The 14,129-nt window shown below is 68.7% G+C and carries 6 protein-coding genes; 3 read left to right on the top strand and 3 right to left on the bottom strand.

Features of this window, described 5'->3' with window-relative positions:
- Positions 1–196 precede the first annotated feature (196 nt).
- The 3 genes from ACIHFD_RS35705 to ACIHFD_RS35715 form a co-directional block, all read right to left on the bottom strand.
- Complete coding sequence (locus ACIHFD_RS35705; protein ID WP_397370707.1) at positions 197–715, bottom strand: hypothetical protein; 519 nt, start codon at positions 713–715, stop codon at positions 197–199.
- 219 nt (positions 716–934) lie between these two features.
- Positions 935–1,621, bottom strand: a complete 687-nt coding sequence (locus ACIHFD_RS35710) for a response regulator (RefSeq protein WP_397370708.1) — start codon at positions 1,619–1,621, stop codon at positions 935–937.
- Complete coding sequence (locus ACIHFD_RS35715; RefSeq protein WP_397370709.1) at positions 1,618–2,862, bottom strand: sensor histidine kinase; 1,245 nt, start codon at positions 2,860–2,862, stop codon at positions 1,618–1,620. The genes ACIHFD_RS35710 and ACIHFD_RS35715 overlap by 4 nt, the downstream gene beginning before the upstream one ends.
- A gap of 280 nt (positions 2,863–3,142) precedes the next feature.
- Here ACIHFD_RS35715 and ACIHFD_RS35720 point away from each other — a divergent pair, with 280 nt between their 5' ends.
- Genes ACIHFD_RS35720 through ACIHFD_RS35730 form a run of 3 tightly spaced genes read left to right on the top strand, consistent with a single transcriptional unit; the run spans position 3,143 to position 13,888 of the window.
- The gene (locus tag ACIHFD_RS35720; protein WP_397370710.1) at positions 3,143–6,595 is read left to right on the top strand and encodes a LamG-like jellyroll fold domain-containing protein; all 3,453 of its coding nucleotides are present in this window, start codon (positions 3,143–3,145) and stop codon (positions 6,593–6,595) included.
- A 46-nt stretch (positions 6,596–6,641) separates the two neighbouring features.
- Positions 6,642–13,583, top strand: coding sequence for a polymorphic toxin-type HINT domain-containing protein (locus ACIHFD_RS35725; RefSeq protein ID WP_397370711.1), 6,942 nt, complete (start codon positions 6,642–6,644; stop codon positions 13,581–13,583).
- A gap of 26 nt (positions 13,584–13,609) precedes the next feature.
- Positions 13,610–13,888 (top strand): hypothetical protein, encoded by a 279-nt coding sequence (locus ACIHFD_RS35730; RefSeq protein WP_397370712.1) that lies wholly within the window; start codon positions 13,610–13,612, stop codon positions 13,886–13,888.
- The last annotated feature ends 241 nt before the right edge of the window (positions 13,889–14,129 follow it).

The raw sequence follows: 14,129 nt of genomic DNA on the forward strand, positions 1-14,129 counted from the left end.
CGCCCAGCCGGCCGGCCAGCCAGTAACGACCCAAACGCCGCGGGTCGGATGGGGTGAGAGGAACCATTAAGCGTGCCATTTCGGGAAACTCCGGAGGGGCTGCTGAACATCGGCGTGGAGCCCAGGTACGGCGAGAGCGTACGTGCCAGGCTCGAACGCATGGTCGGCCAGGGGTCGAGGCGCCGTCGATCACTCCCTAAGGTCTCAGTCGCCGACCTGCACGAGCGCCTGGTTCTCCCCACGCCAGCACCGCCTGGCAGATCGCGAGAACGAAGAATCCGAACGCGCCCGCCACCGGCCCGATACCGGGGACCAGATCGGCATGAGACGGCACGACGGCCGCACCGCAGGCGACAACGTCCACGGCAGCGAGCACCGCGCCCACCACATGAACGCCACCTGACGACCGGAACAGGGCGATCACCGCCAGCAACGACGCGATGATCGCGCCACCCGAGAACCCGAACGTCACCAGGAGCATCACCGGAACAGCGCGATGAACGTCCAGATAGGACAGCCCCAGATGGCCGGCCACGGCTTTGCCGAAACCCGGAAGGAATCCCTCGGCCTGTACGGCTGTTCCCGGCCGGGCCGGCGCGACCCAGGGCAGCAATCCCGAAACGACCACAGCGCACAGCCCCGCCACCAGCCCGACCTGGGCCGCACGATGGGCCCCGCTCTGATGGCCGCGTGGCCCCGCCGATGACTCGCTCATCCCCCTCCCGGACCCGAACGCCATGATCTCCCTGACAGCGCTCGATCGTGCCACGGGCACCAACCGATGCCAACCTCCGCGAACGCCTCTGCTCAGGTGGTGTTCCAGGGGAGAACCGGGGCCGGGTCCACGTCATGGCCCGGAGGTCACCATCATGGGCATCCGGTCCGACGGCCGCGCCGTCGTCCTGCTTGGTGAGGAGAGTTGGCAGTTCAGACGTCATGCGGGCGTGGCGGTCTCCCGGCCCGGGGTGACCAGGCCGGACTCGTACGCCATGGCCACAGCCTGCGCGCGGCTGCTCAGGTTCAGCTTCGTCATGGCCCGGTTGAGGTGAGTTTTGATCGTGGCCTCGCTGACGCACAGCCGGGTGGCGATCTCGGTGTTGGACAGCGCATGCCCGACCAGCTTGAGCACCTCCGCCTCACGCGAGGTGAGGAGGTCCAGTATCGGAGTGGGCCGGGTGGCGGTGCTCGGGCCGGCGTGCTGCGTGTACGCCTCGACCAGCCGACGGGTGACGCTCGGCGCGAACAACATGTCGCCGCAGGCCACGGTGTGGATGGCGGCGATGAGCCGCTCCGGCGGCGTGTCCTTGAGCAGGAAGCCCGACGCGCCGGCTCGCAGCGCGTGGTAGACGTATTCGTCGAGGTCGAACGTGGTCAGCATGAGCACCCGCGGCGGCTGTACGGGGCCGGCCGCCAGGATGTGCTCGGTGGCCGTGACGCCGTTCATGCCGGGCATCCTGATGTCCATGAGGACCACCTCGGGCCGGGTGGCCGCCGCGAGGGCCACGGCCTCCTCACCGGTCGCCGCCTCCCCGACGACGTCGAGGCCGGGCGCGGCCCGGATCAGCGCGGCCAGGCCGGCGCGGACGAGGATCTGGTCATCGACGACGAGTACGTTGATCATGTGTTCGGCTCACCGTGCGACTCGGCGGGCCGATTGTCTTGGCCCGGGGACGACAGAGGCAGGGTGACCACGACCTCGAATCCGCCCGAGGGTTGGGGTCCGGCCTTGATCGTTCCCTTGTAGAGCTTGACGCGTTCGCGCATGCCGATCAAGCCGTGGCCGTCACTTCCGGGGGTGGCGGATGGCCCGGCTCCGTCGTCGTTGATGCGTAGTTCCAGTTCGGCTCCGTAGTGCACGCGGATGCGCGCCGTGGCCGGGGCCGCGTGTTTCAGCACGTTGGTAAGGGATTCCTGCACGACCCGGTAGGCGCACACGTCGATGCCGGGTGGCAGCGGGCGCACCGAGCCGGTGATCGACACCTCCACCGGCACTCCCGCGGCGCGTACCCGTTCGGCCAGCGCTCCGAGCCGTTGCAGGCCGGGCGCGGGGGCATAGTTGTCGGCGTCAGGGTCGTCGTCGGCGTCCACGCGTAAGACCGCCAGCAGCCGTCTCATCTCGCCCATGACCTCGCTGCCGGTGTCGGCGATGGTGGCCAGCGCGCCACGAGCGGTGGTGGGGTCGGAACCGAAGACGTACCGGGCCAGCCCGGCCTGGATCACGATGACCGACATGTGGTGGGCGACCACGTCATGCAGCTCGCGGGCGATGCGCACCCGTTCCTCGGTGACGGCCCGCCGGGCCCGGTCCTCCTGCTCCCGGCGCAGCCGGGCGCTGAGCTCGGCCAGCCGCCGGTTGCGCTCGACCAGCATCCGGGTGCTGGTGCCGAACGACCACGCGACCGCCACCATGACGCTCGTCTGCGCGATGTTCGGCCAGATGAAGTCGTCCGGGCCGAGGATGGCGGCGTGCCACCACAGGCCCGCCACCACCAGCGCGCACGGGAGCGACACGGCCGGGAGCCGGCGGCTGGCCACGGTGTAGAGGGCCAGCAGCGGCGCCACGTCGTTGAGCCTGGCGTTGTAGCCGGCCGCGTGGAAGACAGCCGTCGCGGTGCAGGAGATCGCCAGCACAATGAGCGGCGCCTTCCGCCGCCACGCCAAGGCGAGGTTGCCCACCAGGGTCAGCCCTACGCCCACGGCGTCCATCGCACGCCGCGCGTACTCCCAGTCGCCTGCCCCCGCCCTGAGCGCGGCCGCGAAGGCCAGCGTGGCACCGGTGACCAGCAGGCTGAACAGCAGGTCGACGATAAAGGGATTCCTCACGGCGAGCCGTCGCACGGACGACAGCACCTTTGCGTGCATCAGCGCATGCTAGCCGCCAACCGCTCCACCTCTCATGCACCACCCCGATTGATCAGAACGACGACCTGTGCGGTAGACCGGCGGCCTGCCTACCGCGCTGGTTTACCCGCCGGGCCGGCGCCCTACGGCAGAGGTTGCAGCGATCTTCATCCGGCAGGTTGACGCCGGTTCGATCGGCCTGTTTCAGAATGGTCGCGTTTCGGATCGCCGGCACCTTCCCTGCGGCGGGCACCGATGAGTACTCCGTGGAAATCCGTCACGCCGATTCTCTGGAGGCTTCATGCGCCGCCGTACCAGTCGTGGTCTCCTTGCCGTCGTCTTGTCGCTGATGGCCGGTTGTCTGGTCGCCGTAGCCGTGACGACGACGCCCGTACGCGCGGCGACGGGGGATGTCCCCGCGCAGACGGAACGGCAAGCCCTCGACCGCGCACGCGACACGAAGCAGCAAGTCGAGGTCTGGGCTCTGCGTACGGAGAACCGCCAGGTGTTCGCCAACCCCGACGGCACGTTCACCTCGCAGACCTCGGCGCTGCCCGAGCGGGTACGGCGCGGGACCGGCTGGGCCGACGTCGACCCGAGTCTGGTCTTCGCCGCGGACGGGAGCGTGCGGACGGTGGCGACGCCGCTGGAGTTGAGGTTCTCCGGCGGCGGGAGGGCCCCGCTGGCCGCCATCGGAGAGGACGGGCGTTCGGTCGCGATGACCTGGCCGGGAAGCCTGCCCAAGCCGTCCCTTGAGGGTGACACCGCGACGTATGCCGAGGTGCTGCCGGGCGTGGACCTGAAGGTGACCGCGTCGGTGCTCGGCTTTTCCGAGGTGCTCGTGGTCAAGTCCAGGCAGGCCGCCGCCAACCCCGCGCTGAACCAGCTCGCCTTCGGCCTGCGCGCGAACGGGCTGAACGTGCGCAAGACGGCGACCGGCGGCCTGAGCGCGGTCACCGAGTCGGGGACCGAGGTGTTCCACGCGCCCGCGCCACGCATGTGGGACTCTTCAGGCGCGACGGCCGCTCCCGCCTCGCTGAAAGCCGAGCCGGCCAGGCAGGCGGTCATGGGCGTGGACCTGGCAGGGGACCGTCTCGCGATCACGCCGGACAAGAGCCTGCTGACCGCTCCTGAGACGACGTTCCCCGTCTACATCGACCCGCAGTGGTCGGGCTCCAAGCTGGCCTGGACATACGTGGACAAGTCCTATCCCGCCCAGGAGTACTGGAACTCCAGCCACATGCCGGAAGCCGGCAACTACGGCAGCGGCCTCAAGCGGTCGTTCTTCCGGATGGACTCCAACAACGTCAACGGCAAGCACATCCTCAAGGCGACCTTCCGCATCACGCAGATCAAGTCCTGGGGCTGCACCTCTGACCCGCAGGCCGTGCAACTCTGGCTCACCGGCGGCATCTCCACCTCGACGACCTGGAACCGCCAGCCGTCCTGGAGCGACCATCTGGGCAGCGTGGCCTCCGACGCCGGTTACAGCTCCTCCTGCCCGGACAAGGGCATCGAGTTCAACGTCACCGGCGCGATCGTCAAGGCCGCCAAGAGCGGCTGGTCGAACACGACGTTCGGCTTGAGGGACTCCAACGACAGCAGCAGCGGCGTGTGGGGGTGGAAGGGCTTCAGCAGCGCTCCGAAGCTGGTCATCGACTACAACACCCCGCCGGCGGCACCGTCGGGGATCGGCACCTACCCGGCCACGCCCTGCGTCACCGGAGCGGCCCGACCGGCGGTCAACGCCGGTGACGCGGCCAATCCGCTCCAGCTCAAGGCCCGGATCTACGACCCGGACAAGGCCAACGACGGCGTACGGGCGGAGTTCGTCCTGCACCACTACAACACCGCCACCGGCGTGTGGGACGACATCACCTCGACCATGCCGGGCGACGGCAGGACCGCCTACAAGTACACCACCTCGGCCACCGACCACTCGGTCAAGCTGGCCGGGCTCGTCACCGGCCACAGTTACGCCTACCGGGTCAAGGCCTACGACGGCACCGACTCCAGCGCGTGGAGCAAGTGGTGTGAGTTCGCCGTGGACACCGTCGACCCCGTCACCCTGCCCAAGGTGACCTCCCTGGACTATCCGCCGAACACTCCGGATGTCTGGCAGGGCAGCGTGGGCTGGGCGGGCGGATTCACGCTGGCTCCCGGCGACGGCGAGAGCGACGTGTCGGCCTTCCGATGGGCGCTCGACGACCCGGCGCTGGCCACCCCCGCCACCCAGATCTCGATCCCGGCCGGGCAGACCTCCGTCAACATGCGGCTCGCACCCCGCCACGACTGGCTCAACGCCCTGTTCGTCTTCCCGGTGGACCGGGCGGGCAACGTCGGCAAGACCCCCGCCGTCTACAGCTTCTACGTCAACGCAGGCTTCGGCCCCGAGGGCCACTGGCGGCTCGACGAGACCGCGGGCACCACGGCGGCCGACTCCGCGGCGACAACCCACCCCCTGACGCTCGCCGGTGGCACCACCTGGGCAGGCGGCCGCGTGGCCGGCGGAGTCCGCCTGGACGGCAGCACCGGGTACGGCAGCACGGACGGCCCGGTGGTGCACACCAACAGGAGCATGAGCGTCTCGGCCTGGGTACTGCTGAACGACAAGACCAAGAACTCCACCGTGATCAGCCAGAACGCCGTCCGAGGCACGGGCTTCCAGCTCTACTACTCCTCCGGCTACAAACGGTGGATCTTCAGCAAGTTCAACGCCGACGTCGACGACATGACCATCGTGCGGGCGATCAGCGACGACGAGCCGACGACCGGGATCTGGACACATCTGACCGGGGTGTGGGACGCGCCGGAACGGCAGCTGCGGCTGTACGTCAACGGCATCCTGCAAACGACGACAGGCGCCTTCCCGTACCCGCCGTGGGACGCGACCGGACCGCTGCAGCTCGGGCGGGTGCAGTCGCACGGCAGCTACATCGAGAACTTCGCCGGCGACATCGACGAGGTGAAGATCTGGCAGCGGGAGTTGTCCGACGACCCGCGTACCGTCAACGACCCCGCGCTCGGCAACGAGATCGCCGCCATGGCCAAACAGCCGCCCATCCAGCGCGGCTGGTGGAAGTTCGAGGAGACTACCGGCACCACGGCGGTCAACTCCACCGACAGCCGCTGGCCCGCAGCGCTCGGCGGCGGCGCCGCCTGGACCGGCGACGGCTTCGACGGCGGCGGCGCACTCAGCCTGAACGGCACCACCGGCTACGCGGCCACCCCTTCGGCGCCACTCCGCACCGACCACAGCTACGCCGTGACGGCCTGGGTGCGCCTGTCAGGCGACGACACCTGCGTGCTGCCGAGCCACGCGATGACCGTCCTGGCCCAGGACGGAGCCACCTACAGCTCCTTCTACCTCGGCTACCGGCTCATCGCCGAAAACGGCGTCGCAGTGCCGCACTGGTCGTTCTCAACCACCCCGGACGCCGCCAGCGGCACCCTGACGCACGCCACCTCGGCCGAGCCCATCGACTGCTCGGCGCTCAACACCTGGACCCACCTGACCGGCGTCTACGACGAGCAAGCCAAGCAGATCCGCCTGTACGTCAACGGCCAGCTCAACGACCAGCGTCCCGTCACCGGCGGATGGGCGGCAGGAGCCCTGCAGATCGGCCGCGCCAAGTACAAGAGCGCCGCCGTGGACTACTTCAGCGGCGACATCGACGACGTCCGCGCCTACACCGGCACCCTGACCGACCGGCAGGTCATCAACATCGCGATGAACCTGCCCATCGACGGCTAGACCCCACGCTCCACACGCTCACCGACGCCCCCTCGGGAGGAAAGCCGTGTCCGGTTCTAGGCGAGGCTGGATCCAGATCGCCGCCATCCTGGCCGTCGTGGTGCCGGCAACGCTGACGGCGCCGATCGCCGCGCAGGCGACCGACGACCCGGCCTGGCAGCAGGCCCAGGAGCAACATCCGGTGCCCGGCCGCACCGCCAAGGCACGCGGGCCCTTGACGGACCCGGGCGCCGGATACGACCTCAAGGGCGCGCCCACCGTGTCCTGGCCGCAACCGGGCACCGCGACCGTGACCGTCCCGGCGTCCGGCGACACGCCGTCCCAGAGCGCGGAGAACCCCGCCACAGCGGGCGCGACCACGCCGAGCGACGGCCGGGCCAGGTCACGAGCCGGAAGCCTGCCCGTCTGGCTGGGCCGGACCGTGCCCGCCACCCGATCGAAGGGCGCGCAGGGGGCCACCACCGTCCAGGTGCGCACGCTCGACGCACGCACCGCCGACAGATCGCAGATCAAGGGCCTCGGCATCCAGCTCACCGCCCAGAACGCCCCGGCTCGCTTATCCGTCGAGGTCGACTACTCGGCCTTCCGGTACGCCATCGGCGGCGACTGGGCCTCCCGCCTGCGCCTGGTCCAACTCCCGGCGTGCGCGGCCACCACGCCCGACCTGCCCGAGTGCCAGGCCCGCACACCCCTGCCGACGAGCAACGACGTCAAGACCGGCCGGCTGGCCGCCGACGTCGCCCTCGCCGCGGGCGCGACCACGCTGGCCGCCGAGGCCGCCCCGTCCGGCGCGGCGGGCACGTACGAGGCCACCTCGCTGTCGCCGTCGGCGACCTGGAGCGTCAGCAACCAGAGCGGCGCCTTCTCCTGGTCCTATCCACTTCGGCTGCCCCCGACCCCGGGCGGCCCGACCCCCAACATCGGCTTCGTCTACTCCTCCGGGAGCATCGACGGCCGTACGGTCGCCACCAACAACCAGGCGTCCTGGATCGGCGAGGGTTTCGACTACTGGCCCGGATTCGTCGAGCGCAGGTACAAGGCGTGCGCCGACGACGGCGTGACGCCCAAGCGCAACGACCAGTGCTGGGGCAACCACAACGCCACCCTGTCACTGAACGGCCAGGCGACCGAACTGATCCTGGACGACGCCACCGGCACCTGGCAGCCGAAGGACGACGACGGCTCCAAGATCGAAAAGTTGTCGGGCGCCGACAACGGCGACGACGACGGCGAGTACTGGCGCGTCACGACCCCCGACGGCACCCAGTACTACTTCGGCCGCAACCACCTGCCGGGCTGGGCGAGCGGCAAGGCCGAGACCCAGTCGGCGTGGACGGTCCCGGTGTTCGGCGACGACGACGGGGAGCCCTGCCACAAGGATTCCTTCTCCGACTCCTGGTGCCGGCAGGCCTGGCGGTGGAACCTCGACTACGTCGTCGATCCGCACGGCACCGTCAGCACCTTCTGGTACGGCCGCGAGACCAACTACTACCGCCGCGACGTCACCACCCTGACCGACGGGGTTCCCAACGGCACCCCCACCGTCTACGACCGGGGCGGCTACCTCAAGCGCATCGACTACGGCCAGCGCTCCGACGCGATCTTCTCCACCTCGGCCCCGGCCCGGGTGAACTTCGACGTCAAGGAGCGGTGCATCCCGACCTCCAGCTTCGACTGCGCCGACAGCAAGTTCACCAAGGACAACGCCAAGTACTGGCCGGACGTCCCCTACGACCAGAACTGCGACTCCGGCGACAAATGCCTCGACCGGTATTCGCCCACGTTCTGGACGCGTAAACGGCTGGCGTCCGTCACCACACAGGTGCTGTCCGGAAGCGCGTACAAGGACGTCGACACCTGGACCCTCGACCAGCAGATGCGCGCGCCCGGCGACGGCACGGCGGCGGCGCTGTGGCTGGCCGGGATCCAGCACACCGGCAAGGTCGGCGGGACAGCGTCCCTGCCGCCAGTGAAGTTCGCCGGCGTGCAGCGCCCCAACCGGGTCGACGCCCTGGAAGGCAGACCGCCGCTGACCAAGTGGCGCGTCTCCGCGATCGACAACGAGACCGGCGGCGCCCTGTCCATCACCTACTCCGACGAGGACTGCACCGCCGGGAACACCCCCGACCCGGACTCCAACACCCGCCGCTGCTACCCGCAGTACTGGTCGCCCGAGGGCGCCACCTCACCCAAACTCGACTGGTTCCACAAGTACGTCGTCACCCAGGTCCAGCAGATCGACCGCACCGGCGGCGCCCCCGACGTGCTGGAAACCTACGAATACCTCGGTGGTGGCGCCTGGCACCACGATGACGACGACGGGCTGACCAAGGAGAAGTACAAGACCTGGTCCCAGTGGCGCGGCTACGGCAAGGTGCGGGTACTGCGCGGCGCCCCAGGGGAGCAGCGCTCCAAGGCCGAGTTCACCTACTTCCGCGGCATGGATGGCGACGAGTTGTCCGGCGGCGGCACCCGCGACGTCAAGGTCACCGACTCCACGGGTACGGCCGTCGAGGACGCCGAGCCGCTGCAGGGCCGGGTCCGCGAGGAGATCCGCTACGACGGCCCCTCCGGGCTCGCTCTGACCGGCACCATCACCGGCTACTGGTCCAAGCAGACCGCCAAACGCGTCCGCTCCTGGGCCACCACTACGGCGCACATGGTGCGCACCGACAAATCCCGCGCCCGTACCGCGCTGGCCTCGGGCGGTTGGCGATACACCGCGAACGACACCGACTACAACAACGACGGGCTGCCCAGCCAGGTCAACGACCTCGGCGACGAGGCCACCGACGAAGATGACCAGTGCATCCGGACCGCCTACGCCCGCGACGCCGCCCGCTGGATGGTCTCCTACGCCACTCGCGTGGAGACGGTCACTAAGGCGTGCACCGCAACCCCCGAGCGTCCCGGCGACGTGGTCTCCGACGTGCGCAAATACTACGACGGCAAGGCGTTCGGCGCCGCGCCGTCCAAGGGCGACGTCACCAGGACCGAGAAACTCGGCTCCTGGAACGCCGGTCCCCAGTACGTCACCGCCGGCTCCACCACCTTCGACGCCTACGGCCGCCCCCTGGTGGTCAACGACCCCAACGGCACCACCACCAAGACCTCCTACACCCCGGCCACCGGCCTGGTCACCGCCAAGCAGGAGACCAACGCCCTCGGCCACGTCACCACCACCGAGATCGAACCGGCATGGGGCTTGGCCACCGCCACCACCGACGCCAACGGCAAACGCGCCGACCTGGCCTACGACCCACTCGGCCGGCTCACCGGCGTCTGGCTGCCCGGCCACGCCAAGGCGAGCTACGCCGCGACCCCGAACATGAAGTTCGGCTACCAGATCCGCGCCGACGGCCCCACCGCCGTCTCTACCGCGACGTTGCGCGCCGACGGCGCCACCTACACCACCGGCTACGCCCTGTACGACGGCCTCCTGCGCCCCCGGCAGAAGCAGGAGCCCGCACCGGGCGGCGGCCGACTCATCAACGACACCTTCTACGACACACGCGGCCTGGTCTACAAGGCCAACGGCGACTACTACACCGAAGGCGGCCCGGGCAGCACGCTGTGGGTCCCGGCCAGCGACGACGACGTCCCCGGACAGAACGTCAGCGTCTACAACGGGATGGAGTGGCCGACCGCGCAGATCTTCCGCAAGCGCGGCACCGAACAGTGGCGCACCACCACGATCTACGGCGGCGACCGCATCAGCGTCGACCCGCCCGCCGGTGCGACCCCCACCACCACAATCCTCAACGGGCAGGGCGAGACCATCGAGGTCCGCCAGTACAAGGGCGACGCCCCGACCGGCGACTACGACGCCACCAAATACACCTACACCCGCGCAGGCAAGCCCGCCACCATCACCGACACCGCAGGCAACATCTGGGCCTACCACTATGATCTGCGCGGCCGCATGATCCAGGTCGACGACCCCGACAAGGGCACCGCCAAGCTCGCCTACGACGACAAGAGTGACCTGCTCACGACCGTCACCGACGCCCGCGGCTCCAGCCTGTTCTACACCTACGACGCCCTCGGCCGTAAGACCGCCGAATACTCCGGCACCTCCGCCTCCGGAACCAAGCTCGCCGAGTGGACCTTCGACAAACTCGCCGACGGCACCGCGATCAAAGGCCAGCCGACCTCCTCGGCCCGGTACGTGAAGAACGCCGCCACCGGCGCGATGGACGCCTACACCAGCTCGGTGACCGGCTACGACAACGCCTACCGGCCCACCGGCGCCCAGACCGTCATTCCCGCCGCCGAGGGCGGACTGGCCGGCACGTACAAGACCACAACCGACTACAACACCGACGGCACCGTCCACCGCACCGTGCTGCCCGCCGCCGGCGGCCTGCTCGGCGAGACCCTCCTGTACGACTACGACGAGCTCGGCAACCCCACCACCATGCGGGGCCTGACCAACTACGTCACCTCGACGACCTACTCCAAGCTCGGCCAAGTCCTCGACATGACGATGACCACCGGCCTCAAGCGGGTCAAGCAGACCAACTTCTACGACGAGGGCACCAACCGGCTCACCCGCTCGGTGTTCGAGCAGGAGACCGCCTCCGTCTCGGTGGCCGACACCAATTACACCTACGACCCGTCCGGCAACATCACCAAGATCGCCGACACTCCCTCGGGCCAGACGCCCGACGTGCAGTGCTTTCGCCAGGACTACCTGCAACGCCTGACCGACGCCTGGACAACGACCAGCGGCGACTGCGCCACCGGCCCCTCCCAGAACATCATCGGCGGACCCGCACCGTACTGGCAGTCCTTCGCCTACGACACCGTCGGCAACCGCACCAAGGAGATCGACCACCAGGCGAGCGGGGATATCACCAAGACCTACGCCTACGCCGGACCGGGCAAACCTCAACCGCACACGCTGACCTCCGTCGCGTACGAGGGCGGCCCGCGCGACGGCCAGATCGACACCTACACCTACGACAGGTCCGGCAACACCACCGAACGCGGCTCAGACCGCCTCCTAGAATGGGACGTCGAAGGCCACCTCGCCAAATCGACCGACCCCTCCGGCGCCAGCACCTTCGTCTACGACGCCGGCGGTGAACGGCTCATCCGCCGCGACCCCACCTCCACCACCCTCTACGTCGCCGCCATGGAGATCCGGCTCGACACCAAGACCGGTGCCAAGAGCGCGACCCGCTACTACGACTTCGCCGGGCAGACCATCGCCACCCGTACCGGCAAGGGCGTGACCTGGCTCGGCGCCGACCATCACGGCACCGCTGACACCTCGGTCGATGACACCTCCACGCAGGAGACGAGCCGCCGCCGCTTCACCCCGTTCGGTCAGCAACGCGGCCTCGCACCGGCGTACTGGCCCGGCCAGAAGGGCTTTGTGGGCGGTGTCATCGACGAGGCCACAGCGCTCACCCACCTGGGCGCCCGCGAGTACGACGCGGAAACCGGCCGGTTCATCTCCGTCGACCCCGTCTTTGACGCCTCAGACCCGCAAAGCTGGAACGGCTACACCTACGCCGACAACAACCCGGTCACCGGCTCCGACCCCACGGGCCTGATGTACGACGGCGGCACGCAGTGCGGTGTCATCCCGTCGAATCCGTGCAACCCGCCTTCCGGCGGTGGCGGTGGCGGTGGCGGTGGCGGTGGCGGTGGCGGAGGAGGCTCTTACTCGCCACCTCCTCCGCCGAGTAGCCCGCCCCACTGCGGTCGCTGGAGCTTCGGCTGCAAGGCGAAGAAGATCTGGCACGAGCACAAGGCCACCATCGTCAACGTCACCGTCTCGGTCGTCGTCACGGTCGGCTGCGAGGTGGCAACGGGAGGCGTCGGCAGCATCGGCTGCGCCGCCGCGGGCGGAGCGGCAGGCAACCTGGCGGGCTACCTGGTCTCGACACCGCGTGACGAATGGAGCGCCGGGGGCGCGTTCAAGGCCGCAGCGGTCGGCGCCATCTCCGGCGCAGTAGGCGGTGCCGTCGGCAAGGGCGTGGGCGCAGCACTCGGCAAACTCGCCACCACAGCGACCGGCAGGGCCGTCGCCGGAGCGGCGAGCAAGGCGGCCAGCAAAGCCAGGAATGCCCTTGGACGCGGCGGCGGCGCAGCGGCCGGAGGCGGCGGATCCGCGGGCGCCGCGGCGGGCAAGGCCGCGGCGGGTAGGACAGCGGGCAAGGCACGGGCCACGGCCGGCGCGCGCCCCCGCTGCAACAGCTTCGCCGCAGGCACCATGGTCAAACTGGCGGACGGCACCAGCAAGGCGATCGAGCAGATCAGACCCGGCGACAAGGTCCTGGCCACCGACCCGCTGACGGGCAACACCGCGCCGAAGCCGGTTCTCGCCACCTTCTCGGGCTCCGCCTACCTCAACCTCGTCCAGATCACCGTCGACACCGACGGCAACAAGGGCAGCACCACCGGCGTCATCTTCGCCACCGACCACCACCTCTTCTGGGACACCCGGGACCGGGCATGGGTCCGGGCGGACCACCTGACCAGCGCCGACCGCCTTCGCACCCCCGAAGGCGCCACCGTCGAGGTCATCGGCTCGTCCGCGCGGCACGACCGCCCCGCGGCCTACGACCTCACCATCGCCGACGTCCACACGTTCTATGCGCTGGCGGGCGACCAAGCGATCCTCGTCCATAACTCTGGACCGTGTGATATCCCTTGGTCTAGCAGAACCGTTTCCAGGGCCGCTAAAGCTATTGATGAGGGTGCCAGAAGTATCCATGTTCAATCACGGAGTCAGGCCGAGGAGCTGTTCCTTGGAAAATTCCAAGGGGCTGGATATAGAAATGCGACTGGTTTTGATGGGGTAGGAACTGGGCAATACTTCGGGGCCAAGAAGGGAACCTACCACTGGGACGATATCATCGGCGAAGACGGTCGCGTGGTGGGACACGGGATCGACAATCCCGATGGCGCGCTACCACACCTTCAGATCCATACGTTCGACGGGCCCATCATCCGCATATTCTGGGGTGGCAAATGAAGACAGAGGCACTGAATCGTCTGACTATGACCAGGACATTGGTGTCAGCCAGGCGCAAGAGCGAGTCTGTGGATAGGTACTCGTGGGTGTGGGTCCTGCCTCTTCCGGACGGGCGGTTCAGGGTTGCCGCAATCGAAGTTCCGAAGCAGCTCGTCGATAATGACAAATGCTTCTTCGAAGAGGACATTTACACGCCATACCTGAAGATCGTGGACACCGTCGACCGGATAGACGAAGCTGTCCGAGAAGCCGGTGTGAACCCTGCGGATCTCGATGCGCCATGGCATAACAACTTTCCGCTATGAGCGTTTTCGGGGCAAGAGAGTCCCATTGCGTGCTTGACAACTATGGCGATCGTGATCGTTTTCTGACGGCCACGGTTCGCGATCGTCGCCGAGGGCGCCTGACATGCGTTCGATGCGTCGCACTGGAGGCGGAGTCGGACGTGGGCATAGACGTCGGCGAGAAGAGCCCGACGACAGCCCACCGGCCCTTCTCGGAAGTTCTGCCGGACGTGTTCTCAGCACGTAGGGCAGGGCGGTGTCC

The organism is Nonomuraea sp. NPDC051941 (genome assembly GCF_044593615.1).

Excerpts from the sequence above, each read along its gene's own strand:
- ACIHFD_RS35710 (WP_397370708.1), bottom strand. The coding sequence starts at position 1,621 with ATGATCAACGTACTCGTCGTCGATGACCAGATCCTCGTCCGCGCCGGC.
- ACIHFD_RS35705 (WP_397370707.1), bottom strand. The coding sequence starts at position 715 with ATGAGCGAGTCATCGGCGGGGCCACGCGGCCATCAGAGCGGGGCCCAT.
- ACIHFD_RS35715 (WP_397370709.1), bottom strand. The coding sequence starts at position 2,862 with ATGCACGCAAAGGTGCTGTCGTCCGTGCGACGGCTCGCCGTGAGGAAT.
- ACIHFD_RS35730 (WP_397370712.1), top strand. The coding sequence starts at position 13,610 with ATGACCAGGACATTGGTGTCAGCCAGGCGCAAGAGCGAGTCTGTGGAT.
- ACIHFD_RS35720 (WP_397370710.1), top strand. The coding sequence starts at position 3,143 with ATGCGCCGCCGTACCAGTCGTGGTCTCCTTGCCGTCGTCTTGTCGCTG.